This is a genomic window from Mycobacterium sp. ITM-2016-00318 (assembly GCF_002968285.2).
Lineage (GTDB): Bacteria > Actinomycetota > Actinomycetes > Mycobacteriales > Mycobacteriaceae > Mycobacterium.
Genome location: NZ_CP134400.1, coordinates 3136982 through 3162220, shown reverse-complemented (window position 1 = coordinate 3162220; position 25239 = coordinate 3136982). Strand labels below are relative to the sequence as shown.

The window sequence follows — 25239 nt, the reverse complement described above, 5'->3', positions numbered from 1 at the left end:
TGGCCACAATCCCCGAATGCCAGCGGAACTCTGCGAGCTCTTCGCGGCGCAGGGCGGCGTCGCCACTTCAGCGCAGATCCTTGACCACCTGAGCAGACGGGCGATGCAGCGCCGACTCCGCTGCGCCGATTTGGTGCGGATATGGCCTGGCATCTACAGCCTCGGCCCACCGGATGCGCTGACGCGCCTGCGCGGATTGGATCTGCGGTGCGGTGAGCATGTAGCCGTTTGTCTGGGCACCGCCGCCGCGGTATTCGGCTTCGACACCGAGACAGTCAAGGCTCTACACGTCCTCAATCCCGCAGGTCATCTGCTGCGCAACTCCGCCGGTCTAGTGGTCCATCGGCGGGACGGCGCACCGCTCGTGAGGCACCGCGGCCGCACGCTCACTGCCCCAGCTTGGACGGCGGTCGAGGTCGCACGAAGCCTGCGCCGACCGCGCGCGCTGGCGACACTCGACGCCGCCCTGCGGAGCCAGACGTGCACCCGCGACGGCCTATCGGCAGCAGCGAAAGCGCAGGTCGGTCGACGCGGCATCGTGATGATGAGAGAACTCGTGGCGATTGCGCGGCCGCAGGCGGAGTCTCCGATGGAAAGCGAGGCCAGGCTCGTCATGCTCGACGGTGGCCTGCCCGAACCCCAACTGCAGTACGAGATAGGCGACCGAGACGGGCTCCTCTGGCGAGTGGATTTCGCCTGGCCCGATCGCAGACTGGCCGTCGAATACGACGGGTTCGATTGGCACAGTTCCCCAGAAGCGCTACGACGGGACCGACAGAAGACAGCCGCACTCGAGGAAGTCGGCTGGCGGGTGTTATCGATCGTCAGCGACGATGTCCGGCGTCACCCCGAGGTGATGGTGCGTCGCATCGAGGTTGCGCTGGCTATGGCCGCGGCCGCGTGAGCGCTCAGTTGTGTACGGTTTCGACGCGAATTCCCGTACCGGGCTGAGCGCTCGGGGAAGATCAATGGCCCTAAGCTGTGAAACCGTGGGGACCTCCAAAGTCGAGCGCTTGATGAACCTCGTCATCGCGCTGCTGTCCACCCGCACGTACATCAGCGCCGAACGGATCCGAGAGACCGTCTACGGCTACTCCGACAGCGCCAGCGACGAGGCGTTCTCCCGGATGTTCGAGCGGGACAAGAACGAACTGCGCGACCTCGGCATCCCGCTGGAGACCGGTCGCGTCTCGCAGTTCGACCCGACCGAGGGCTACCGCATCAACCGCGACGCCTACGCGCTGCCCGCCGTCGACCTGACCGCCGACGAAGCCGCCGCCGTCGCGGTCGCCACCCAGCTGTGGGAGTCGCCCGAGCTGATCACCGCGACCCAGGGCGCGCTGCTCAAGCTGCGTGCCGCGGGCGTCGACGTCGACGCGGGCGACGCGGGCATCGCGATCACCTCCACCGCAGGCATGCCCGGCATCCGCGGATCCGAGGAAGTGCTCGGAATCCTGTTGTCCGCCATCAACTCCGGGCAGGCCGTGCAGTTCCCGCACCGCCCCGCCCGCAGCGAGCCGTACACCACGCGGACCGTCGAGCCGTGGGGTGTGGTCACCGACAGGGGGCGCTGGTATCTCGTCGGCCATGACCGCGACCGTGACGCCACCCGAACCTTCCGGCTGTCGCGCATCGGCGCTGACGTGAAGGCCGTCGGCCCGGCAGGTGCCGTCACACCGCCCGAGGGAGTCGACCTGCGCGAGATCGTGCACAAAGTGATCGGCGAGACGCCGACCGGTACGCAGGCCAAGGTCTGGGTCGCCGACGGCCGCGCCACCGCGCTGCGTCGACTGGCGCTCGTGCTGGGCCCACGAACGCTCGATGGTCGCAGCGGCGAGGAGATCAGCATCGACATCGGGATGTCCGACCGCTTGGCCCGCGAGATCGCCAGCTACGGCGCGGACGCCGTTGTGCTGGAACCACAGGCGCTGCGCGACGAGGTGCTGGAGAGGCTGCGCGCGCAGGCGGGAGTCGAGGCATGAGCCCCCGAAGACGAGCGCGAGTGAGGATCGCAGCGAGGAACAAGCGAGGACCGGTGGGCCCACGCCCGCAGGGCAGGGGACGAGTGGGAGTCGAGGCATGAGCCCCGTATCGGAGCGGCTGGTCCGGCTGCTGAACATGGTGCCGTACTTCCAGGCCAACCCGAGGATCACCTACGCCGAGGCGGCATCGGATCTCGGCGTCACCGAGAAGCAACTGCGCGACGACCTGAACCAGCTGTGGATGTGCGGCCTGCCCGGCTACGGGCCTGGCGACCTGATCGATTTCGAGTTCTCCGGCGACACCATCGAGGTCACGTTCTCCGCGGGCATCGACCACCCGCTGCGGCTCACCTCGCCGGAGGCCACCGGTGTGCTGGTTGCGCTGCGCGCACTCGTCGACGTGCCCGGGATGGTCGATCCAGAGGCCGCCCGCAGCGCGATCGCCAAGATCGAGTCCGCTGCGGGCACGGTCACCCATGGGCACGAGGCCGTCGACGAGCCCGCACCGGCCGAAAGCCAGGCGGCCGCCGCTGTGCGCGAGGCGGTTCGCCACAACCGGGCCCTGACGATCGAGTACTACTCGGCCTCCCACGACATGCTGACCAGCAGGGTCGTCGACCCGATCCGCGTGGTGCTGGTCGCCGAACACAGCTATCTGGAGGCGTGGTGCCGGTCCGCCGAGGGCGTGCGGCTGTTCCGGTTCGACCGCATCGTCGACGCATCCGTGCTCGACGAGCCGTCCGCGCCGCCGGAGCCCGCCGTGGCGGCGCCACCGGACACCTCGCTGTTCGACGCGGACCCGGCGCTGCCGTCAGCAACGCTGCTCATCGACCGGTCGGCGTCCTGGATGTTCGACTACTACCCGCTGCGGGTGACCCGCGAGCTGCCCGATGGGGCGTGCGAGGCCGCGATGACCTACGCCTCGGACGACTGGATGGCGCGCTTCGTGCTCGGGTTCGGCTCGGGGGTCCGGGTGCTGGCTCCGGAGTCGCTGGCGCAACGGGTTCGCGATTCGGCGGCGGCGGCACTTCGTGCGTATGGCGTCGCCGCAGAGGCGGGCGGGTAGACTCGCCCCAGACCTCTGGAGGTGACCAAATTGGGCGGTTTACAACCCTGGCACTGGGTGATCGTCATCGCTGTCTTCGTTCTCCTGTTCGGCGCCAAGAAACTTCCTGACGCAGCCCGTTCGCTGGGCCAGTCGATGCGGATTTTCAAGTCCGAGGTCAAGGAGATGAAGGACAAGCCGGAGGCCCAAGCTGGGTCCAATGTCGCCGGCCGGCCGGCTCCGACGGCGACCCCGATCGCATCGGAGCGCGCCGACACTCCCGAAGCCCGATCCGATGTCGCCGGCCAGGCGACTCCGTCATCCGAGCCCACCGACAAGCGCCCGGCCTGATCCCGCGTCGACCGACCGCGGCATGATGCCGCGTCGACTGTCCGTGTCCATACCTTCCTAGGCGATCTGCGTGCACACCCCCGGGTTCCTCAAGCGGCTGGATCCGCGCCGACGACGCGCCAAGGTCAATCCCGATGGCACCATGTCGCTCGTCGATCACCTCGCCGAGCTGCGGAACAGGCTGCTGATCGCGGCGGCCGCGGTCGTCTTGACGACGATCGTCGGGTTCTTCTGGTACACCCACAGCTTCCTCGGTTTCCACAGCCTCGGCGAGTGGCTGCGCGGCCCCTACTGTTCGCTTCCCGCCTCGGCGCGAGCCACCATCGCGCCCGACGGCGAGTGCCGGCTTCTGGCGACGGCGCCGTTCGACCAGTTCATGCTGCGGCTCAAGGTCTCGCTGACCGCGGGCATCGTCATGGCCTGCCCCGTGTGGCTGTATCAGCTGTGGGCGTTCATCACGCCGGGGCTCTACAGGAAGGAACGCCGCTTCGCGATGGCGTTCGTGACCGTCGGCGCCGCGCTCTTCGTGACCGGCTCGGTACTGGCCTACGTCGTGCTGGCCAAGGCGCTGCACTTCCTGCTGACCGTCGGCAGCGACGTGCAGGTCACCGCCTTGTCGGGTGAGCAGTATTTCGGTTTCCTGCTGAACCTGCTGCTGGTGTTCGGCATCAGCTTCGAATTCCCGCTGCTGATCATCATGTTGAACCTGGTCGGTGTGCTGACATATGAGCGCCTCAAGGCGTGGCGGCGCGGGCTGATCTTCGGTCTCTTCGTCTTTGCGGCGTTCGCGACGCCCGGGTCGGATCCGTTCTCGATGCTCGCGCTCGCGCTCGCGCTGACCGTATTGCTGGAGTTCGCGATCCAGGTCGCCCGTGTCCACGACAAGCGCAAGGCACGCCGCGAAGGGCTCGACCACGTCCCCGACGATCAGGCCTCGCAGATCGACGCCGTCGAACCGATCGCGCCGCCGACCGCCGTGCCGACGTCGTCGCGGGTGGTGGTCGATGACGACGCCACTTAGCAGCGAACTCGCCGCCTTCACCGAGCAGCTTTCGTTCAAGCTGGACGACTTCCAGGAGCGCGCGTGCCTGGCGCTCGAGGGCGGCCACGGCGTGCTGGTGTGCGCCCCGACCGGTGCAGGCAAGACGGTGGTGGGTGAGTTCGCCGTTCATCTGGCGCTTGCTGCGGGCCGAAAGTGCTTTTACACCACGCCGATCAAGGCGCTGAGCAACCAGAAGCACGCGGACCTGGTTCGCCGCTACGGCCAGGACCGCATCGGCCTGCTGACCGGCGACCAGTCGATCAACGGTGATGCGCCGATCGTGGTGATGACCACCGAAGTGCTCCGCAACATGCTCTACGCGAACTCGGGCACCTTGCACGGGCTCTCGCACGTCGTGATGGACGAGGTGCACTTCCTCGCCGACCGGATGCGCGGCGCGGTGTGGGAAGAGGTGATCCTGCACCTGTCCGAAGACGTCCGGTTGGTCAGCCTGTCGGCGACCGTGAGCAACGCCGAGGAGTTCGGCAGCTGGATCCAGACCGTGCGCGGCGACACCACCGTCGTCGTCGACGAGCACCGACCGGTGCCGCTGTGGCAACACGTCCTCGTCGGCAAACGCCTCTTCGACCTCTTCGACTACCGGGCAAGCGGTACGAAGAAGAACGGCCGCGATCTTCTGGTGGATCCAGAACTGTTGCGGCACATCGCACACCGCCGCGAAGCCGACCGGCTGGCCGATTGGCAGCCCCGTCGACGCGGCGGATTCGATCATCGTGGGCGGCGGCCGAGCATTCACCGCGGACCGTCGCGACCCGAGGTCATCGAGCTGCTGGATGCCGAGCAGCTGCTTCCCGCCATCACGTTCATCTTCTCCAGGGCCGGCTGCGACGCCGCGGTCAAACAGTGCCTGCGCTCGTCGCTGCGGCTCACCACCGACGCCGAGCGGACCCGCATCGCCGAAATCGTCGACCGCCGATGCGCCGATCTCTCCGACTCCGATCTGGTCGTGCTCGGCTATCACGAATGGCGCGACGCGTTGCTGCGGGGTCTCGCCGCACACCACGCAGGAATGCTGCCTGCGTTTCGCCACACCGTGGAGGAATTGTTCACCGAAGGCCTGGTGAAGGCCGTATTCGCTACGGAGACACTGGCTTTGGGCATCAACATGCCGGCTCGCACCGTGGTATTGGAGCGGCTCGTCAAGTTCGACGGCGAGCAGCATGTCCAGTTGACGCCGGGGGAGTACACGCAGCTCACCGGCCGCGCGGGCCGCCGCGGCATCGACGTGGAAGGCCATGCGGTGGTGTTGTGGACGCCGGATGTGGACCCGGCCGAAGTGGCCGGCCTGGCGTCCACCCGCACGTTCCCGCTGCGGAGTTCGTTCGCGCCGTCCTACAACATGACGATCAACCTGGTGAACCAGATGGGTCCGACACAGGCGCACAAGCTTCTGGAATCGTCGTTCGCGCAGTACCAGGCGGACCGTTCGGTGGTTGGGCTGGTGCGGGGCGTCGAGCGCGGCGAGAAGATGCTCGACGACATCGCCGCCGAACTCGGCGGCCGCGGTGATGAGCGCTCGCCGGAAGAGCGGAAGGCAGAGGCACCGATTCTCGAGTACGCCCGGCTGCGCGCGCAGATCTCTCAGCGCGAGAAGGCGCAGTCGCGTGCCTCGCGGCTGCAGCGACGAAGGGCGGTCAACGAAGCGCTGTCGTCGCTGCGGCGCGGTGACATCGTCAACATCGTCAACGGCCGACGGGCCGGGCTTGCGGTGATCCTCGAACCGGCCCGCGACGACGAGGATCCGCGACCGCTGGTACTGACCGAGAACCGTTGGGCGGGAAGAATCTCCTCGGCCGACTATTCGGGCGCCTCGGCGAAGGTGGGTTCGATGACACTGCCGAAGCGGGTGGAGCATCGCCAGCCCCGGGTGCGCCGCGACCTGGCATCGGCGTTGCGGTCGGCCACCGAAGGCATGTCGATGCCCAAGGGCAGGCGAAGCGGACCGCCGCGCGAACACGACGTCGACCCCGAACTCGCGGGGCTGCGCGAACAGCTGTCCCACCACCCCGGTCACCGGCTGCCGGACCGCGAGGAGAAGGTCCGGCTCGCCGAGCGGTACCTGCGTATCGAGCGCGACAACGAACAGATCCGGCAGAAGGTGGCGGCGGCGACGAACTCGCTTGCGCGAACGTTCGACCGAATAGTGGTGCTGCTCACCGAGCGTGGCTTCATCCGCGATACCGACGGCGACCCAAGGGTGACCGACGACGGCAAGGTACTGGCACGCATCTACAGCGAAAGCGACCTGCTGGTCGCCGAATGTCTGCGTGGCGGGGTGTGGGAGGGGCTGTCGTCCGCAGAACTGGCCGGCGTGCTGTCGGCAGTGCTGTACGAATCCCGAGGCGACGCCGCGACCCCGCAGGCCGCCGAGGTCCCGACCGGCAAGCTGCGAAGGGCGCTGGCCGACACGCGCCGGTTCGCCGCCGAGTTGCGGAGCGACGAGCAGCGGCACCGGATCGGGCCGAGCCGCGAGCCCGACGAGGGCTTCGTCGCCGCGGTCTACCGGTGGGCCACCACCGGCGATCTGGCGGCCGCGCTGGACGCTTCGGACGTCGGGCGCACCGGCTCTCCCATGTCGGCAGGTGACTTCGTCCGCTGGTGCCGGCAGGTGCTCGATCTGGCCGATCAAGTGCGCAATGCGGCCCCGACACCGGAACTCAGGGCCGTCGCGAAACGCGCCATCGCCGACGTTCGACGCGGCGTCGTGGCTGTTGATGCAGGGTAAGGTGTCGGCAGTATCAGCGATTACCAGGAATTGCAGGGAGAGACGATGAGCGGACCGCAGGGACCTGACCAGACGCAGCCGTGGTCCGGTCAGGACCAGCCGTCGAGCGATCCGTCGCAGCAGCAGCCGCCCGCGTGGCAGCAGCCGGCCCCCGGTGGAGACCCCGCGTGGCAGCAGCAACCGCCCGCCTATTCGCCCCAGCACTACCCGTATCAGCAGCCCGGCCAGCCGCAGTACCAGCCGCCGCAGCAGTATCCGGCGACCGAGCAGCAGTACGGCCAGCAGCCGACCCAGGACTACACGCAGCAGGGGTACCCGCAGTACGGCCAGCAACCGGGTCAGCCGGGCCAGTTCGGTCAGCAGCCGGGGCAGTACGGTCAGCAACCCGGCCAGTACGGCCAGTACCCGCAGTACGGCTCGACGGAGTCCCCTGGGGGTTCCAAGCGCTCGCTGGCGCTGATCGGCGGCATCATCGGCCTGCTCGCCGCGATCGTGGTCGCCGTCGTTGCGGTGCTCGGCTTTTGGAAGCCCGGCTTCTTTGTGACCACCAAGCTGGACGTCGACGCGGCTCAGTCGGGTGTGCAGCAGATCCTCACCGACGAGTCCAACGGATACGGCGCCAAGAACGTCAAGGACGTCAAGTGCAACGACGGCCAGAGCCCGACGGTGAAGAAGGGTGAGACGTTTGATTGCGAGGTCAGCATCGACGGCACCAAGCGCCAGGTGACAGTGACCTTTCAGGACAACGACGGCACCTACGAGGTCGGCCGACCCAAGTAGTCAGTTGCCGGGGAGCGCGTCAAGTGCCTTCTGCAGGCGGCCGATTGACGACGTGACGCCGTACTTTTCGGCGAGCTTGACCACTTTGCGCGGGTGCTCTGCGGCCAGTGGCAGCGCGTCGGACTTCGTGGAGAAGTTCACCTCGGCGTCGACTGCCACCTTGACCACTGGCCCGGCAGCCTCGATGTAGTCGGTCGCTGCGAGCAGTTTCGTCCGGTAGGCCTTCGACATCTTCGATTTCGGATCGTGCGCGGCGGCCAGGATGCCCTCCAACGAACCGTGTTGGGCGAGCAGGGTTGCCGCCGTCTTCTCGCCGACGCCGGGCACGCCCGGCAGCCCGTCGGACGGGTCGCCGCGCAGCAGCGCCAATTCGGCGTAGGCGGGCCCGGCGCGGTCGAGCGGGACGTTGTACTTGTCCGCAACTTCCTCGGGCCCCCATTTGACGGCTTTGGCCAGGCCGCTGCCAAGGTAGAGCACCCGTACCGGCACCGGGTCGTCGCGCACGAGCTGAAGCAGATCGCGATCGCCGCTGACGACGACGACCGGGTCTTTGCGTTCGCGCTCGACCAGCGTCCCGAGCACGTCGTCGGCTTCGCATTGCGGGGCGCCCGCGGTGGAAATGCCGAACGCGTCGAGGATTTCCATGATCATGTCGACCTGGGGGGTCAGGTCGTCGGGTACTTCCTCGATGTCGGGGGTGCCCGCGGGCTCCTCCTCGGCGACGCGGTGCGCCTTGTAGGAGGGGATCAGGTCGACCCGCCACTGCGGTCGCCAGTCGTCGTCGCGGCACACCACCAGCCGGCTGGGGCGTTCGCGGGTGATGACGGTGGCGACGGCGTCGAGGAAGCCACGCAAGGCGTTGACGGGCCTGCCGTCGGGCGCGGTGATCGACGAGGGCACCCCGAAGAAGGAGCGAAACCACATGCTGGCGCCGTCGAGCAGTAATACGGGAGCTGCCACGGTCATCGACAGTAGCGTGAGGTATGGCCTTGCGAGTGAATCGAATCGACCACGTCGTGCTCAACACCGGCAACGTCGACGCCATCACCGAGACGAGTCCTGAAGGGATCGGGGCGCATCTGCGGGCGTGCGGCGTGGCGGTCACAGAGGGACCCGTCACCAAGACGGATGCGCTCGGGCCCATGACGTCGCACTACTGCCGCGATCCGGACGGCAACCTGATCGAGGTCGCCAGCTATTCGCGCCCCGATTAGCCTGGCTTCCATGACAGCGGGCCGATTCAGCAACGATGTGTACGCGCAACGACTTCGGGCGGCGTCGGCGGCGGCCGCCGACGCGGGGCTTGCCGGTCTGGTCATCACTCCCGGCTACGACCTGCGCTACTTGATCGGCTCGCGGGCACAGACCTTCGAGCGGCTCACCGCGCTGGTGCTGCCCGCCGCCGGCGAGCCGACCATCGTGGTGCCGCGGCTGGAACTGGCGTCGCTGAAGGAATCGGCGGCCACCGAGCTCGGCATCGCGGTGCGCGACTGGGTGGATGGCGAGGATCCGTACCGGGTGGTGGCCGACGCGCTCGGCGGTGCGCCCGCGGCCACTGCCGTCACCGATGCGATGCCCGCGTTGCATCTGCTGCCGCTGGCGGAGGTGCTCGGCGTGGTGCCGGTGCTCGCGACAGATGTGTTGCGCCGCCTGCGGATGGTCAAGGACGGTGCGGAGATCGACGCCCTGCGCAAGGCGGGCGCTGCGATCGACAGGGTGCACGCACGGGTGCCGGACTTCCTCGTGCCGGGCCGAACCGAAGCCGACGTGGCGGCCGACATCGCCGAAGCGATTGTCGCCGAGGGGCATTCGGAGGTGGCGTTCATCATCGTCGGGTCAGGCCCGCACGGCGCCGACCCGCACCACGAGTGCTCCGATCGTGAGCTGCGTACCGGCGATATCGTCGTCGTCGACATCGGGGGTCCGTACGAGCCGGGATACAACTCGGATTCGACCAGGACGTACAGCATCGGTGAGCCGACCGAGGAAGTGGCGCAGCGGTATTCGGTGCTGCAGCGCGCTCAGCAGGCGGCGGTGGCGGCGGTGCGCCCCGGAATCACGGCCGAACACGTGGACGCCGTCGCACGCGATGTGCTTGCCGAAGCGGGTTTGTCCGATGCGTTCGTGCATCGCACTGGCCACGGCATCGGGTTGTCGGTGCACGAGGAGCCCTACATCGTGGCGGGCAACGACCTGCCACTCGTCGAGGGCATGGCGTTCTCAGTGGAGCCGGGCATCTACTTTCCCGGAGAGTGGGGAGCCCGTATCGAGGACATCGTCATCGTCACCGCCGACGGTGCCGAAGCGGTGAACAGCCGCCCGCACGAGTTGATCGTCGTGCCCGCAGGCGCTGAATCAGCTTCCTAGTCAGGTACTTTCGTCTTCGTCGCCCTCGCTGTTTTCGGTGGCGTGTTCGTCGGGGATGAGGTAGCGCTCGGGGTGGTGGTAGTTGTTGACGCGTCGCTGCCCGGTGTCGAGGTTCGGCGGTGGAATCCATTCGGTGCGGCCGTCGGCGCGGGTGCGGGTTGTCCAGCCGCCGGGTTTGACGCGGCGGTTGTCTGTGCCGCAGGCCAGAGTGAGGTCGTCGATGTTGGTCAGTCCGCCCTGGGACCAGTCGCCGTTGCGGTGGTGTGCCTCGCTGTGATACGCCGGTGCGGTGCAGCCGGGGAACGTGCAGCCGCGGTCGCGGGCGTAGAGCACGAGGCGTTGGGCCTTGGAAGCGAGTCGTTTCGCCCGGCCCAGATACAGCGCCTCTGCGGTGTGGTCGTCGAACACGCACAGGTACTGGTGGGCCGCGGCGGCTTGCTTGATGACCTCGCGCATCGGCAGCAGGGTGCCGCCGCCGGTGACGGCATGACCTGCACCGGATTGCAGCTCTTTGAGAGTCGTGGAGACGACCATCGTCATCGGCAGTCCCTTGTGGCTGCCGAGTTGCCCGGAGGCCAACAAGGCTCGGCAGAGGGCTTTGAGGGCGTCGTGATTGCGCTGCCCGGCGGTGCGTAGGTCTTTTCTGATCGCTTCGGGGCTGGGTTCGCCGTCCACACCGGGGGCTTCGTGGTCGGGGTTGCACATCCCCGGTGCCGCCCACTTGGCGAACACCACGTCGAGCAGTGCGGTGAGCTCGGGGTCGGCACTGCCGCGAAGCTCGCTCATGCCGTCGGCCCGCTGCCTGCCCTTGGTGAAGTAGCTGCGCTTGACGCGGTCGGCGTCTGATAGTTCGCCGTCTTGGTCGAGGATCATCGCCAGCCGGTCAGCGGCCTTGCGTAATTGGTCGGGGCCCAGCCCGCACGCCAACTCGGCGAGCTGGGTTTCGGCGGCTTCGCGGGTGTCGTGATCGACGAAACCAGGCAAGTCTTTGAAGAACTTCCGGATGATCTTCACGTGCTCGACCCCGATGTCGCCGCGCAGCTGCGCAGCCGCGGTGTTGGACAGCATCGGATCCAGCGGCTCGCCGGTCAGCGCCACGCGCGGCCCCAGATCCTTGGCTTCCTTGATCCGGCGGCTGGCTTCCTCGCGCGAGATCCGTAACAGCGTGGACAACGCCGCGGCCAACGACGGCTCACCCAACTCCTCAACCGGCAGCTCCCCCAGGCCGTTCACCAGCCGGTGCTGCAGGGCAGGCAGCTGGCGAACCAGCGCCTCGAACTCAGCTGTCGCGGCGGTCCGCTCGGCAGCAGATCCGTCGACCGACTCGGCCATCGCGGCGTCGAGTTCGGCGCGCATGGCGGCGATGCGCTTCAACACGGCGACCGAACTCATACTTCGAACACTAGTTCGAACCACCGACATTCCGTCCGCCTCGTGTGACTTCTGAAACCGAAGTGGCGGAAGTTATTTCAGTGACTAGTCGCCGGTGCGATCCAGCAGCTCAGAGGAGCCCAGCACCCGCTCGACCCTGACCTCGATCACGACCCGGCGCGGGTTGATCCGCGGGGTTCGGTAGCGCTGCGCGTAGCGGAGTTCGGCGTCCCGGACGGCCTCGGGGTCGGTGTTGACAGTCGCCCTGCCCTCCAGCGACAGCCAACGGGCGCCGTCGACCTGGCTGAGGACGGCGATGCCGCGATGTTCGGCGTTGACCGCCTTCTGCGAGCCGCCGCTGGTGATCACCCTGGCGATGTGGGTCTTCGGATCGAAGGTGAATCCGACCGCGACGACGTGCGGCGAGTTGTCCGAACGCAATGTCGTCAGCATCGCGAGATGGCGCTCGGTCAGGAACGCAAGCGCGTCGTTTGTCAGCCGGGTAGTTGCGTTCGCCATCGGGTTCCAAACTAGCGCAGGTGATAATCACAGCCGTGGATGACACGAGCCGCGGCGCGGTGGTGATTTTCGGTGGCCGGAGTGAAATCGGCGTCGAGCTCGCGCAATTGCTGGCACCCGGTGCGACGGTGGTGTTGGCGGCCCGCAGCCCCGAACGGCTGTCCGAGCAGGTCGCAGCCGTCGAGAAGGCAGGCGCGGCCAAGGTCGACGTTCGCCGGTTCGACGCCGACGACCTGCCCTCGCACGCCTCGCTGGTGGCCTCGATCGTCGCCGACCATGGATCGATCGGCACGGCGGTACTCGCGTTCGGTGTACTCGGCGACCAGGCCCGCGCAGAGAAGGACCCCGCTCATGCGTCCGCCGTCCTGCATACCGACTTCGTCGCCCAGGCGAATCTGCTCACCGTGCTCGCCGACGTCATGAGGACGGCGGGGAAAGGCGCGATCGTCGTGTTCTCGTCGGTTGCCGGGGTGCGGGTGCGTCGCGCCAACTATGTCTACGGTTCGGCGAAGGCAGGGCTGGACGGCTTCTGCAGCGGCCTTTCCGACGCGCTGCACGGTTCCAGGGTGCGGCTTCTGCTCGTCCGACCGGGCTTCGTGATCGGCAGGATGACCGAGGGGATGAAACCCGCACCGATGTCGAGCACGCCCCCGCAGGTCGCTGAGGCCACCGCCAAAGCGCTCGCCAAAGGTCGCCGCACGGTGTGGATTCCGTGGACTCTGCAACCGTTCTTCGTCGGCATGCGACTGTTACCCCAATGGGTGTGGCGAAGGATGCCGCGATGAGCGCTCGCGCGAAGAGCCGAGGGATCCGGTGATCGTCGTCGTCGGCATAGGCGCCGACGGTCTCGCCGGCCTCGCGCCGTCGTCGCTGACCGAATTGCGCCGGGCCACCGTCGTTTTCGGGTCCCGACGGCAGCTGGATCTACTCGACGACAGCATCTCAGCGGTCAGGCGGCCGTGGCCGTCGCCGATGCTTCCCGCCCTGCGTACCCTTTTGGACGGCGTCGGCGGGGACGTGCACGTCGTCGCCAGCGGGGACCCGCTGATGCACGGTGTCGGCGGCACCCTCATCCGGATGTACGGCAGCGACCGGGTCGCTGTCCTTCCGCACGTGTCGTCGGTGACGCTGGCCTGCTCACGAGTCGGCTGGACCGTTCAGGACACCGAGATCATCAGCCTCGTCACCGCGGAAACTCACACCGCGGTGCGCCGCGGCGGGCAGGCCGTCGTGATGTCCCGCGACGCCACAACCCCGACAGACCTGGCGCGGCTGCTCACCGAAACCGGGCGCGGTGACTCGGAGATCACCGTGCTCGAGCAGCTCGGCGGTCCCGAGGAACGGCGGCGGTCGGCCACGGCGCGCGAGTGGGTGCGGCGGCCGCCGGCAGACGTCGACGACCTGAACGTCATCGCCGTGCGATACCTACCCGACGAACGCCGGTTCGGCGTGCTGCCCGACGACTCGTTCGCGAACGACGGGCAGATCACCAAGCAGTCGATCCGCGCCGTCACGATGGCCGCACTCGCACCACGTCCCGGCGAATACCTCTGGGACGTCGGTGCCGGCTCCGGGAGTATCGCGATCGAATGGTGCCGCAGCGGAGTGGGCTGCCGGGCTGTCGCATTCGAGCGAGACGAGCAGCGCCGCAAGCGAATCACCGACAATGCGGTGGCTTTCGGCGCGCGCGTAGAGGTGCACTCCGACGCGCCGGAGGCATTCGACTTCGTGCCGGTTCCCTCGGCGATCTTCGTGGGCGGCGGGCTCACGCAAACCGGCCTCCTGGACGCGTGCTTCGACCGGCTGCCTTCAGGCGGTCGACTGGTCGCGAACGCCGTGACGATCGAATCGGAAGCCCTCCTGACGCAGTGGTATCAACGCCTCGGCGGCGAACTGCGCCGATTCCAGCATTACCTCGGGGAACCGCTCGGCACGTTCACCGGTTGGCGGCCGGCGATGCCCGTCATGCAGTGGGCGGTCACCAAGGCATGACCGTCTATTTCATCGGCGCCGGGCCCGGCTCAGCCGATCTGATCACCGTCAGGGGGCAGCGGCTGGTGAGCAGTTGTCCGGTGTGCCTTTACGCGGGCTCGATCATGCCCGACGACCTGCTGGCGCTGTGCCCGCCGGACGCCAAGGTCGTCGACACCGGGCCGTTGACGCTCGACGCGATCATCCACGAGATCGCCGAAGCGCACAAAGCGGGTCTCGATGTGGCGCGGCTGCATTCGGGCGATCCGTCGCTGTACAGCGCCCTCGCCGAGCAGTGCAGGCGGCTCGACGTTCTCGGCATCGACTACCAGATCGTCCCCGGCGTACCGGCTTTCGCGGCGGCGGCGGCGGCGCTGGGCAGGGAGCTCACCGTACCGGGAGTCGCACAGACCGTAACCCTGACGCGAGTCGCGACGTTGTCGACAGCGATGCCGGAAGGCGAGGACCTCGCATCGTTGTCGGCGCCGGGCGCAACGCTGGTGCTGCATCTGGCCGCCGCTCAGATCGACGCGGTCGTCCCGGAGCTGCTGGTAGGCGGCTACCGCCCCGAAACACCTTGTGCGGTCGTGGCGTTCGCGAGCTGGCCGCAGGAGATCGTGCTGCGGTGCACGCTCGCCGATCTCGCCGCCAAGACACATGCGGCGGACATCACCAGAACGGCGGTGATCGTCGTCGGCGACGTGCTGGCCGCCGAGGGCTTCGCCGACAGCTACCTGTATTCGACCGGCCGAACACGCGGGGACCGGCACTGATGCGCGTGCTGCTGCTCGGCGGCACCTCGGAGGCCCGAACGCTCGCCGCGCGCCTGCATCCCGGCGTCGCCGTGATCAGTTCACTGGCCGGCCGGGTGCCCGATCCCGCGCTTCCCGTCGGCGACGTCCGAATAGGCGGCTTCGGCGGTGTCAACGGCATGCGGCGCTGGCTGATCGAATCCGAGGTAGACGCCGTCGTCGACGCCACCCACCCCTATGCGGCGACGATCACCGCCAACGCGGCGAAAGCATGCGGCGCGCTGCAGATCCCGCATCTGGTCGTCGTACGCCCCGCGTGGCCCCAGGGCGAAGCCATCCCGGCGACCTCCGACCTGGATGCGGCGAAAGCCGTTCAGGACCATGACTTTCGGCGCGTCTTCCTGACCACGGGCCGGTCGGGTGTCGAGGTGTTCTCCGATGTCGACGCGTGGTTCCTCATCCGCGCCGTCACCGCGCCCGACCCGCACACGTTGCCGCGTCACCATGAGATCGTACTGTCGCGTGGACCGTACCGTTACGACGACGAACGCGCGCTTCTCACCGAACATCGGATCGACTGCTTGGTGACGAAGAACAGCGGCGGCGAGATGACCAGGCCGAAGCTGGATGCCGCTGCGGCGCTTGATATTCCGGTGGTGATGGTCGATCGCCCGCCCTTGCCCGACGGCGTGGCCACAGTGTCGACGGTCGACGACGCGGTCGCCTGGGTCAGCTCTCTTCGTAGGTCTTGATCAGCTCGAGCGTCTCCAGCTCGCGGATGGCCCGGCACCCGCGACTCAACATGGCCATCATCATGTCGTCACCGCGTTCGGTCGTCGACGCGAACGCGGTGCCAAGCGCGACCAGCAACGGCACCTGCACCGCGCCGAGCCGGTAGTCGCTCCAGCAGGTGTCGAGATCGTAGCCGGTGACGCCGAATTCGAGCAGTGACCGGTGATAGCGCTCGACGAGATCGCGTTCGATTCGCGCGCGCACGGATGGTTCGAGGCTTGTTCCGGTGAAGTACGCGAGATCGCGACCGGGCAAACCGATTCCGACTGTCTGCCAGTCGACCACGGTGATCCGCGTGCGATCGGGATCGAACAGCATGTTGTCCAGTCGGTAGTCGCCGTGCATGAGGGCATACCGCTTCGGCTCGGCCTTCAGCCACGGGGTCACCAGCGACATCGCGGCCACAAGGGTTTCCTGGTCCTCGGGCGCGATCTGGGCGCCGAGCCGGTCGATCACGATGTCGGCCGCCATGCGGGAGATCTCGCCGAGCCCGTTGGCGGCGTCGTCGTCGCCCGGCTTCGGCATCACGATGGCGGGCAGGTCCATCCACTGCGCATCGCACCAGCTCGGGCCGTGCAGTCCGGCGAGGGCCTGGACCGCGAGCTGCGCCTCTGCGGGCGAGCAGCCGGCGATTTGGTCGCCCTGCACCGCGGGAGCCATGTCGGCGAGCAGCAGCACGACGTCTGCGCCGTCGGAGGAGATCTCGGTGTGATAGCTACGCGGAACGGGGATGGCCATCTTGTCCGCGATACGCGAGTAGAACTCGACCTCCGAGCGGTAGCCGAGGGCGACGCGCTCGCGGACGGCGTCGTCCTGTGCGCTCAGTTTGACCGCGAATGACGTTGGCGCACCCGGCTGCTCGGTCGTGTACGTCGCGCTCACCCGGTAGGTGGCACCGGTCTGCCCGGTGCCGATCGGCGTGACCTCGACGCCGCTGACGTCGGCTCCCAGCACGGAGCCGAGCCACTCCGGCGTTACATTCTCGGGTCCACGTGGAATGGTCATGGCTGCCGGACAGTATCAGAGCGACGGGTACCTGCGCGGGGTGAACACCCGATCGTCGTACCACTGGGTCTGCGACGATCCGACGATCAGCAGGCAGCGCATGTCCACGTCGGCGGCATCGAGGTCGGCGAGTCGGATGACCTTCACCTCTTCGCGCGGGCCGGAGACATCACGGCCGATCACGACCGGGGTACCCGGATCGCGGTGCTCCAGCAACAGATCCCGCATGGCGCCGACCTGCCAGGTGCGGGTCTTGGACGCGGGGTTGTAGATGGCGAGCACCAGATCCGCCTCTGCCGCCGCGGTGAGGCGGGCGGCGATGACGTCCCACGGCTTGAGCCGGTCGGACAGCGAGATCACGGCGTAGTCGTGGCCGAGTGGTGCGCCGACCCGGCTCGCGACGGCCTGCGCCGCGGTCATCGCCGGGATGACGCGGACCTCGACGCCGGGCCACTGCTTGGCCTCCTCGAGCACGGCCGTCGCCATCGCGAAGACGCCGGGGTCGCCCGACGACACCACGGCGACGGCGCGGCCTTCCTCGGCGAGGCTGCACGCCAGCCTGGCGCGGGCGGTTTCGTCGGTGTTGTCGCTCGGATGCATGCGTTGTCCGTCGCGGGGCCGGACGCGTTGAAGGTATGGGCCGTAGCCGATCAGGTCGGTGGCGGCGGCGAGTTCGCGGCGGCTCTGCGGGGTCATCCAGTCGGTGCCGCCCGGGCCTAGCCCAACGACGGCGACGGTGCCCGCACTGGCCTGTCTGGCGGTGGTCCCCGGCAGCATGGCGAGCGAGAAGTACGGCACCTTGCCGTCGTCGACCTCGGCTGCGGGCGTCACCCGTTGCTGCGGCGTGCTGGCCCGCTCGACGTAGTAAGTCTCCTCGAGCCGTCCCGCCGACGAAAGTGCCTCCCGCACAGCGGGAAACGACCGTCCGAGCTTCAGTACGACGGCTGCGTCGGTGTCGGCGAGCCTGCGTTTGAGTTCGTCGACGGGCAGCGTGCCGGGGAGAATGGTCAGCACCTCGTCGCCCTGGACGAGGGGAGTGCCGGTCGCGGCCGACGCCGCGCTGACCGACGTCACACCCGGCACGATCACCGCGTCGAAACGCTCGGTCAGCCGAGTGTGCATGTGCATGTACGAGCTGTAGAACAGCGGATCGCCTTCGGCGAGCAGCGCCACGTCCCGGCCCGCGTCCAGATGGACGGCGATGCGCTCGGCTGCCTCGCGGTAGAAGTCCTCGATCGCACCCGCATAGCCGCCGGGGTGGTCGGTGGTTTCGGTGGTGACCGGATAGACCAGGTGCTCCTCGATCTGGCCCGCACGCAGGTAGGGCTCCGCGATGCCGCGGGCGATGCTGCGTCCGTGCCGTGCGCTGTGATACGCGACGACATCGGCCTGCGCGATCACCCTGGCGGCCTTGACCGTCACCAGTTCAGGATCGCCCGGCCCGAGACCGACGCCCCACAGCGTGCCCCGGTCACTCATTCGGCACTGCTCGCGATCGCGTTGACGGCCGCCGCGGCCATCGCGCTGCCACCGCGACGCCCCGTGATCACGAGGTACGACATGCCGCGCGGTCGCTCGATCAGCTCCTGCTTGGACTGCGCCGATCCGACGAAGCCGACGGGGCCGCCGAGCACGGCGGCAGGCACCGGTGCACCGTCGTCGATGAGTTCGAGCAGCCGGAACAATGCGGTGGGCGCGTTGCCGATCGCCAGTACCGCTCCGGCGAGCCGGTCGGCCCACAGGTCCACCGCGGCGGCCGACCGGGTGCTGCCGAGCCGCGCGGCCAGATCGGCGGCCCTTGCGTCCGCTACCAGCGACACCACCTCGTTGTCGGCGGGCAGCCGGGAACGCGTGATCCCCGCCGCCACCATCGACGAGTCGCACAGCACCGGCGCGCCCGCGACGAGCGCGGCGTGCGTCTCGGCGACCACGTCATCGCTGTAGGCGACATGCTCGCCGACGTCGACCTGGCCGCAGGTGTGGATCAACCGCACGACCACGCGGGCGATGTCGTCGGGGAATCCCGAGAGGTCGGCCTCCGCGCGAATCGTCGCGAACGACTGCCGGTAGATCTCGGTGGCGTCGCGGGTGTAGTCGAGCACCCGCTCACCCTACGGGGGCGGTCTGCGCAGCACGTATCCGTCTGCGGTGGCGATCAGCACCTCGCCGTCGGCCGGGCTCCCGCAGGCCCGCTCGCATCCGACGAAGTGCCGGTGAACCGCAGCAGGCTCGTCGACCGCACGGGTCGCGTCGGCGCGGACGTCGGCCGCCGAGTGTTCGCAGCCGGGGCTGCCGGTGCACGCACTGACGTCGAGCCACGGCGAGCTGTCGTCGAAGATCAGACCCATCGGCGCGAGCACCCGCAGCGCCGCGTCCGCGACGCCCTCGTCGAGGTCGAAGACGAGCACCGAGCGCCACGGGGTGACGACGATCGGGGCGTCTATCGCTGCCAGGTATTCGGCTACCCGCGCTTGCAGCACACCCAGCGGGACAGCCGCGCCCAACGCGATGCGACCGTCGTCCTGCACGAGCCAGCCCACCGGCGGTCGACTGACGGCAGGCCAGGTCTGGCCAGGTTCAGCGGATCGGGGAAGGTCGTCGATCAAGACCGAAGCATCGGCGAGTTCAGCTATCCGCCAGGAGTTTCCGCGGACATCGGCGAATCGTCGCGCGATCGATATCAGGGTTGCCACCACGTCCGAGGGGGCGATCCGCGCCCCGGTGTCTCGGCCCGCCAGCAACAGGGCGACGGTGTCGCCGAGAGCATGGGCGCCGACATCGGCGGCCAGGCCGGAGACGTCGCCGCGGCCGTCGTCGAGGCTGAACCAGAACCGGCCGGGCAGCTCGGCGAGGGCACGTTCGGCGCAGATCGAGGCGTCCAGCAGGCCGACCCATTCCCGCACGTCGGCGCGTCCGCCGAGCCTGCCCGACAGCGGCGAGGCGACGATGTTGCGCACCCGCTCGTGCGTCGGTGAAGGGAGCAGGCCTGCGGCCGCGACGGCGTCGACGAGCGCGTCGGCGCCGTCGTCGCCGACTCCGCGGATCTGGATATTCCCTCGCGAGGTCAGCTCCATGGCGGGTGAGCCGAACCCGCTCGCGGCATGGGCGAGTGCCTCGAGCTGGCGCGGCGCGATCATCCCCCCGGGCAGTCGAACCCTGGCGAGTGCGCCGTCGGCGGCCCGGTACAACTGCAGTGCGCCCGGGCATGCGTCCTGGTCACGGGTTCGTGGCATCAGTCTCACGGTACGCGTGCGGGCCTCACGCCGACTGAGGTAGTGGACTACGCGTGCGTCACCAGAGCACCCCACTTAGTTTCGACCCATCAGAAGCCCGGGGCGCGAGAGCACGGGACATTGTGGGGTTGGAGTTGAAGAAAATGACCACGCTTGAAACCACAGTCGGCACTACGAGCGCTGACACCACGACGACGAAACCCGACAGTGCACCGGCCGAGGCGGCCGCGCAGTCGACCGACACAGCCGCGTTGATCACCGAACAGCAGGTGCTGTTCGCGTCGGCGGCGGCGCTCGCGCCTGCGCCTGCCAAGCATCTCCACGTCGCCCACGAGCTGGCCTCGGCGGTCCGCGCGATGTTCGTGCGACCCGAGAAGCCGCACGTGCGTCGGCACTACCCGCAGCGGCTCGCCTATCTGGACAGCTCTGCGATGTCGCGGGAGATGGATCGGCTCTAGCCGGCCAGCGGTACCGGCCGCACCACGTCCGAGTACTGCGACGCGTCGCCTGCGATCACCCGGCTGCGCTGCCCGTCGACGCCCACCGGGATGTCGCCGGCCAGTGTGACGCGGTTCAGCATCCGGAACTGGTCGTCGTAGTCGGACACCGCGTAGTGCTGGGTGGCCCGGTTGTCCCAGATCGCCACGTCGCCCGGCGCCCAGTTCCATCTGATCGTGTTCTCCAACTTGGTGATTCGGGCCTGCAACAGGTTGAACAGTGCTGCGGACTCGGTTGAGCCGAGGCCGACGAATCGCTTGACGAACTGGCCGAGGAGAAGCACCGGCCTGCCCGTTTCGGGGTGGATGCGGACCACCGGGTGTTCGGTTTCGTAGTAGTCGGACACGAACTCGTCGCGGTACTGACGTTCCTCGGTGGTGAAATCGCGCGGCGACGCGTAGTCGTACAGGTTGGTGTGGGTGGCCCAGAGGTTCTCGGCGAGCGCGCGCAGCGGTGCGGGCAGCTGGTCGTAGGCCGCTTCGGTCGAGGCCCATGTGGTGGTGCCGCCATAGCTCGGCAAGGTGATCGCCCGCAGCAGTGACGCTTTGGGAATGCGGTCGACGAAGGTGACGTCGGTGTGCCAGCTGTTGGCCTTGTCGAAGCGCGAGTCGATGGGCAGGAGCCGGTTTCCGCGCGACGTCACCGTGGGATGTGCGCTCGTCGGTGTGCCGAGCAGGCGGGCGAAAGCCAGCTGACCGTCGTCGTCGAGACGGTCCTGCTCGCGGAAGAAAATCACCTTGTGCTCGAGCAGCGCCGCGTTGATCTCCGCCGCGGTGGACGCGTCGAGGTCGCCGGAGAGGTCCACATCGTCGATACGGGCACCGATGACGGCGCCGAGTTTCACAACCTGCATATGCCCAAGTTGGTGTCGGCAGGCGGGCCGGACAAGGGTTCGGCGCAGTGCGAACAGAACGTAGTGTGACCGTCGTCACAGCCCTGGCCTGCGAGTTCCATCCGGCACATGTCGGTCCCTACCGACGGGTTACGTCGTACATTGCTCGCAGTTGCACGTGTGTGCAATAACGAGCGGAAGGCCCAACCATGTCCTCCTTGATCGTGTTTGCCGTTGTACTCGTCGGGCTCGTCGCCGCCACCGGCCTGCCGTACCCGCAGACGTGGCATGGCCGCTTCGGCGACTGACCGACGCTTGCGATAGGAATGGTGGGTGTCAGAGCCCACCGTCCTATTGCTGTCGACGTCCGATACGGACCTGATCACGGCTCGTTCGAGCGGGGCGGACTACCGGTGGGCCAACCCGTCGCGGCTCGTCGACGGTGAGCTCGCCGAACAACTCGACGGGGCCGATCTGGCCGTGGTGCGGATTCTCGGGGGCTACCGGTCCTGGCAGGACGGCATCGATGCCGTCATCGCCAGCGGTGTGCCGACCGTGGTGGTCAGTGGCGAGCAGGCCCCCGACGCCGACCTGATGAGCCATTCCACGGTTCCAGCAGGCGTCGCGGTGCAGGCACACGTCTACCTGGCCCAGGGCGGCATGGAGAACCTCCGGCAGCTGCACGCGTTCCTCTGCGACACCGTGCTGATGACCGGGTTCGGCTTCGCGCCACCGGCATCCATCCCGAACTGGGGTGTCCTCGATCGCGCGCAGGCCGCCGGTGACGGCCCGACCATCGCCGTGCTCTTCTATCGAGCCCAGCAGCTGGCGGGCAACACCGGCTACGTCGAGGCACTGTGCACCGCCATCGAGGCCGCGGGGGGCACGCCGTTGCCCGTGTACTGCGCCTCGCTGCGCACCGCCGAACCGGACATGCTCGACCTGCTGAAGTCCGCCGACGCGATGGTGACCACCGTGCTCGCCGCCGGTGGGGCGGTTCCCGCTGCCGTGTCGGCCGGTGGCAGTGACGACGCCTGGAACGTGGCGCATCTTGCCGCACTGGACATTCCGATACTGCAGGGGCTGTGCCTGACCAGTTCGCGGTCGCAGTGGCAGGACAATGACGACGGCCTCAGCCCGCTCGACGTCGCGACGCAGGTGGCCGTGCCCGAGTTCGACGGCCGCATCATCACAGTCCCGTTCTCGTTCAAGGAGATCGACGACGAAGGGTTGATCGCCTACGTCGCAGACGCCGAGAGATGCGCCCGGGTGGCCGGTCTCGCCGTGCGGCACGCGCGGCTGCGAGCCGTTGCGCCGCAGGACAAGAGGGTGGCGCTGGTGTTCTCCGCCTACCCGACCAAGCACGCTCGCATCGGCAACGCGGTCGGACTGGACACCCCGGCGAGTGCAGTCGTCCTGCTGCGCGCCATGCGTGACGCCGGCTATGACATCGGTGACATTCCCGGTGTCGAAGCGCAGGACGGCGACGCGTTGATCCACGCGCTGATCGAGCGCGGCGGCCAGGATCCCGACTGGCTCACCGACGTCCAGCTGGCAGGCAATCCGATCCGGTTGTCCGCGAAGGAATATCGCGACTGGTTCACCACCCTTCCCCCCGAGCTGACCGAGGCGGTCGAAGCGCACTGGGGGACCGCGCCCGGCAATCTGTTCGTCGACCGCACACGCGACGCCGACGGCGAGATCGTCGTCGCCGCCATGCAGGCGGGCAACGTCGTGCTGATGGTGCAGCCCCCGCGCGGCTTCGGCGAAAACCCGGTCGCCATCTATCACGACCCAGACCTGCCGCCGAGCCACCACTATCTGGCCGCATACCACTGGCTTGCCGCGGACGCGAGGAGCGAGGGCAGCACAGCGGGTTTCGGTGCGGACGCAGTCGTGCACCTCGGCAAGCACGGCAACCTGGAATGGCTGCCCGGTAAGACGCTCGGCATGTCGGCGGCCTGTGGGTCCGACGCCGCGTTGGGCGACCTGCCGCTGATCTATCCGTTCCTCGTCAACGATCCCGGGGAGGGCACACAGGCCAAAAGGCGCGCCCACGCCACCCTCGTCGACCATCTCATCCCGCCGATGGCGCGTGCCGAAAGCTACGGGGACATCGCACGTTTGGAGCAGCTGCTCGACGAGCACGCCAACATCGCCGCGCTGGATCCCGGCAAGCTGCCGGCGATCCGCCAGCAGATCTGGACGTTGATGCGCGCCGCGGAGATGGATCGCGACCTGGGCCTGGCCGAACGGCCGGAGGACGACTCGTTCGACGACATGCTGCTGCACGTCGACGGCTGGCTCTGCGAGATCAAGGACGTCCAGATCCGCGACGGGTTGCACATTCTCGGCCAGGCCCCGGCCGACGAGGCTCAACTGGATCTGGTGCTGGCCATCCTGCGTGCGCGACAGTTGTTCGGCGGCGACCAGACGGTGCCGGGCCTGCGACAGGCGCTCGGCCTCGCCGAGGACGGCACCGACGACCGCGCCGCCGTCGACGCGGCCGAAGCTCACGCCCGAGCGCTGATAGCCGAATTGCAGGGCGCGGGTTGGGATGCCGCCGTCGCGGACACGCTCACCGACAACCGCGACGTCGCTGCGATCCTGCGGTTCGCGGCGACTGAGGTGGTGCCGCGGCTTGCGGTCACCTCGAGGGAGATCGACGAGATCCTGCGGGCGTTGGACGGTCGGTTCATCGCGGCGGGACCGTCGGGCTCGCCGCTGCGGGGACTGGTCAACGTCCTGCCCACCGGGCGCAACTTCTACTCTGTCGACCCGAAGGCGGTGCCGTCGCGACTGGCGTGGGAGACCGGAAGCGCGATGGCGGAATCGCTTCTGGCCCGCTACCGCGAGGACAACGGCGACTGGCCCCGTTCGGTCGGGCTCTCGGTGTGGGGCACGTCGGCGATGAGAACGTCCGGCGACGACATCGCCGAAGTGCTTGCGCTGCTGGGTGTCCGGCCGATGTGGGATGACGCTTCGCGTCGCGTCGTCGACCTCGAGCCGATCGCACTGGCCGAGCTGGGCAGGCCGCGCATCGACGTCACCGTGCGCATCTCCGGCTTCTTCCGCGACGCCTTCCCGCACGTGGTCACCATGCTCGACGACGCGGTGGCCATGGTCGCCGACCTCGACGAACCGGCCGAGCAGAACTACGTGCGCGCGCATGCCGAAGCCGACATCGCCGAGCACGGAGATCGACGCCGTGCCACCACCCGGGTTTTCGGCTCCAAACCCGGCACGTACGGCGCGGGGCTGCTGCAGCTGATCGACAGCCGCAACTGGCGCGACGACGCCGACCTGGCACAGGTCTACACCGCGTGGGGCGGCTTCGCCTACGGCCGCGGCCTCGACGGGGCGCCCGCCGCCGACGACATGAACCGGCAGTACCGCCGCATCGCGGTGGCCGCCAAGAACACCGATACCCGTGAGCACGACATCGCCGACTCCGACGACTACTTCCAGTACCACGGCGGGATGGTGGCGACCGTGCGCGCGCTGACCGGTAAGGCGCCCGCCGCCTACATCGGCGACAACACGAGGCCCGAGGCCGTGCGCACCCGCACCCTGTCGGAGGAGACGACGCGGGTTTTCCGTGCCCGCGTGGTGAACCCGCGATGGATGACGGCGATGCGCAGACACGGCTACAAGGGCGCCTTCGAGATGGCCGCCACCGTCGACTACCTGTTCGGCTACGACGCCACCGCGCACGTGATGGCCGACTGGATGTACGAGCGGCTGACCCACGCCTACGTGCTCGACGACGAGAACCGCAAGTTCATGGCCGAATCGAACCCGTGGGCGCTGCACGGCATGGCGGAACGGCTGCTCGAGGCGGCGGAGCGCGGCATGTGGGCGCAGCCTGAGACCGACACCATCGACGGGCTGCGCACGGTGTTGCTGGAAACCGAAGGCGACCTCGAGGGCTGACCTGCTCCTCGCGTGCGCGG

At 68.3% G+C, this 25239-nt stretch carries 22 protein-coding genes and 1 pseudogene; 15 read left to right on the top strand and 8 right to left on the bottom strand.

Annotated features, from left to right (window positions below; all coding sequences use genetic code 11):
• Positions 1–16 precede the first annotated feature (16 nt).
• The 7 genes from C6A82_RS15585 (at position 17) to C6A82_RS15555 (ending at position 7946) form a co-directional block, all read left to right on the top strand.
• Positions 17–904 (top strand): DUF559 domain-containing protein, encoded by an 888-nt coding sequence (locus C6A82_RS15585; RefSeq protein WP_311101375.1) that lies wholly within the window; start codon positions 17–19, stop codon positions 902–904.
• A gap of 85 nt (positions 905–989) precedes the next feature.
• The gene (locus tag C6A82_RS15580) at positions 990–1982 is read left to right on the top strand and encodes a YafY family protein (RefSeq protein WP_311101374.1); all 993 of its coding nucleotides are present in this window, start codon (positions 990–992) and stop codon (positions 1980–1982) included.
• A gap of 97 nt (positions 1983–2079) precedes the next feature.
• The gene (locus tag C6A82_RS15575) at positions 2080–3048 is read left to right on the top strand and encodes a YafY family protein (RefSeq protein ID WP_311101373.1); all 969 of its coding nucleotides are present in this window, start codon (positions 2080–2082) and stop codon (positions 3046–3048) included.
• A gap of 30 nt (positions 3049–3078) precedes the next feature.
• Positions 3079–3378 carry a Sec-independent protein translocase subunit TatA gene (gene tatA, locus C6A82_RS15570; RefSeq protein ID WP_311101372.1) on the top strand — a complete coding sequence of 100 codons (300 nt, stop codon included), beginning with the start codon at positions 3079–3081 and terminating at the stop codon, positions 3376–3378.
• Between the two features lie 70 nt (positions 3379–3448).
• Positions 3449–4399 carry a twin-arginine translocase subunit TatC gene (gene tatC / locus C6A82_RS15565; protein ID WP_105342363.1) on the top strand — a complete coding sequence of 317 codons (951 nt, stop codon included), beginning with the start codon at positions 3449–3451 and terminating at the stop codon, positions 4397–4399.
• Positions 4383–7166: an RNA helicase gene (locus C6A82_RS15560; RefSeq protein WP_105342361.1), complete on the top strand. Its 2784-nt coding sequence runs from the start codon at positions 4383–4385 to the stop codon at positions 7164–7166. Before tatC ends, C6A82_RS15560 begins: the two co-directional genes overlap by 17 nt.
• Before the next feature lie 45 nt (positions 7167–7211).
• Positions 7212–7946 (top strand): DUF4333 domain-containing protein, encoded by a 735-nt coding sequence (locus C6A82_RS15555; RefSeq protein WP_105342359.1) that lies wholly within the window; start codon positions 7212–7214, stop codon positions 7944–7946.
• Here C6A82_RS15555 and C6A82_RS15550 read toward each other — a convergent pair whose 3' ends face one another.
• The gene (locus C6A82_RS15550; RefSeq protein ID WP_105342357.1) at positions 7947–8912 is read right to left on the bottom strand and encodes a 5'-3' exonuclease; all 966 of its coding nucleotides are present in this window, start codon (positions 8910–8912) and stop codon (positions 7947–7949) included. It lies immediately after the preceding gene.
• 77 nt (positions 8913–8989) lie between these two features.
• On the opposite strand from C6A82_RS15550, the pseudogene C6A82_RS15545 reads away from it, so the two are divergent.
• Positions 8990–9160, top strand: a pseudogene (locus C6A82_RS15545) (VOC family protein); the annotation flags it as partial.
• A gap of 10 nt (positions 9161–9170) precedes the next feature.
• Positions 9171–10313 carry a Xaa-Pro peptidase family protein gene (locus C6A82_RS15540; RefSeq protein WP_105342354.1) on the top strand — a complete coding sequence of 381 codons (1143 nt, stop codon included), beginning with the start codon at positions 9171–9173 and terminating at the stop codon, positions 10311–10313.
• On the opposite strand, the gene C6A82_RS15535 is transcribed toward C6A82_RS15540, so the two are convergent.
• Positions 10314–11705, bottom strand: a complete 1392-nt coding sequence (locus tag C6A82_RS15535; protein WP_311101371.1) for an HNH endonuclease signature motif containing protein — start codon at positions 11703–11705, stop codon at positions 10314–10316.
• An 84-nt stretch (positions 11706–11789) separates the two neighbouring features.
• The gene (locus C6A82_RS15530; protein WP_105341930.1) at positions 11790–12203 is read right to left on the bottom strand and encodes a F420-dependent biliverdin reductase; all 414 of its coding nucleotides are present in this window, start codon (positions 12201–12203) and stop codon (positions 11790–11792) included.
• Between the two features lie 35 nt (positions 12204–12238).
• Between C6A82_RS15530 and C6A82_RS15525 the strand changes: the two genes are divergently transcribed.
• From C6A82_RS15525 to C6A82_RS15510, 4 genes are read left to right on the top strand one after another with little or no spacing between them, the layout of a single operon-like run.
• Complete coding sequence (locus tag C6A82_RS15525) at positions 12239–12988, top strand: SDR family NAD(P)-dependent oxidoreductase (RefSeq protein ID WP_105341929.1); 750 nt, start codon at positions 12239–12241, stop codon at positions 12986–12988.
• 28 nt (positions 12989–13016) lie between these two features.
• Entirely contained in the window at positions 13017–14195 is a 1179-nt protein-coding gene (gene cbiE, locus C6A82_RS15520; protein WP_105341927.1) for a precorrin-6y C5,15-methyltransferase (decarboxylating) subunit CbiE, read from the top strand.
• On the top strand, positions 14192–14947 hold the full coding sequence (gene cobM, locus C6A82_RS15515) for a precorrin-4 C(11)-methyltransferase (protein ID WP_105341932.1): 756 nt from the start codon (positions 14192–14194) through the stop codon (positions 14945–14947). The genes cbiE and cobM overlap by 4 nt, the downstream gene beginning before the upstream one ends.
• Entirely contained in the window at positions 14947–15678 is a 732-nt protein-coding gene (locus C6A82_RS15510) for a cobalt-precorrin-6A reductase (RefSeq protein WP_105341925.1), read from the top strand. Before cobM ends, C6A82_RS15510 begins: the two co-directional genes overlap by 1 nt.
• Here C6A82_RS15510 and C6A82_RS15505 read toward each other — a convergent pair.
• From C6A82_RS15505 to cobG, 4 genes are read right to left on the bottom strand one after another with little or no spacing between them, the layout of a single operon-like run.
• The gene (locus tag C6A82_RS15505) at positions 15656–16723 is read right to left on the bottom strand and encodes an aminoglycoside phosphotransferase family protein (protein WP_311101370.1); all 1068 of its coding nucleotides are present in this window, start codon (positions 16721–16723) and stop codon (positions 15656–15658) included. The two genes, C6A82_RS15510 and C6A82_RS15505, sit on opposite strands and share 23 nt — an antisense overlap.
• Positions 16724–16738: 15 nt before the next feature.
• Positions 16739–18202 carry a precorrin-2 C(20)-methyltransferase gene (locus C6A82_RS15500; RefSeq protein WP_105342182.1) on the bottom strand — a complete coding sequence of 488 codons (1464 nt, stop codon included), beginning with the start codon at positions 18200–18202 and terminating at the stop codon, positions 16739–16741.
• Positions 18199–18825: a precorrin-8X methylmutase gene (locus C6A82_RS15495; RefSeq protein ID WP_105342180.1), complete on the bottom strand. Its 627-nt coding sequence runs from the start codon at positions 18823–18825 to the stop codon at positions 18199–18201. Before C6A82_RS15495 ends, C6A82_RS15500 begins: the two co-directional genes overlap by 4 nt.
• Positions 18826–18834: 9 nt before the next feature.
• Positions 18835–19956: a precorrin-3B synthase gene (gene cobG / locus C6A82_RS15490; protein WP_199193607.1), complete on the bottom strand. Its 1122-nt coding sequence runs from the start codon at positions 19954–19956 to the stop codon at positions 18835–18837.
• A 143-nt stretch (positions 19957–20099) separates the two neighbouring features.
• Between cobG and C6A82_RS15485 the strand changes: the two genes are divergently transcribed.
• Positions 20100–20414: a hypothetical protein gene (locus C6A82_RS15485; RefSeq protein WP_105342167.1), complete on the top strand. Its 315-nt coding sequence runs from the start codon at positions 20100–20102 to the stop codon at positions 20412–20414.
• Here C6A82_RS15485 and C6A82_RS15480 read toward each other — a convergent pair.
• Positions 20411–21307: a TauD/TfdA family dioxygenase gene (locus C6A82_RS15480; RefSeq protein WP_105342166.1), complete on the bottom strand. Its 897-nt coding sequence runs from the start codon at positions 21305–21307 to the stop codon at positions 20411–20413. The genes C6A82_RS15485 and C6A82_RS15480 overlap by 4 nt on opposite strands.
• A gap of 312 nt (positions 21308–21619) precedes the next feature.
• Here C6A82_RS15480 and cobN point away from each other — a divergent pair, with 312 nt between their 5' ends.
• Positions 21620–25219, top strand: a complete 3600-nt coding sequence (gene cobN, locus C6A82_RS15475; protein WP_311101369.1) for a cobaltochelatase subunit CobN — start codon at positions 21620–21622, stop codon at positions 25217–25219.
• Positions 25220–25239 lie beyond the last annotated feature (20 nt).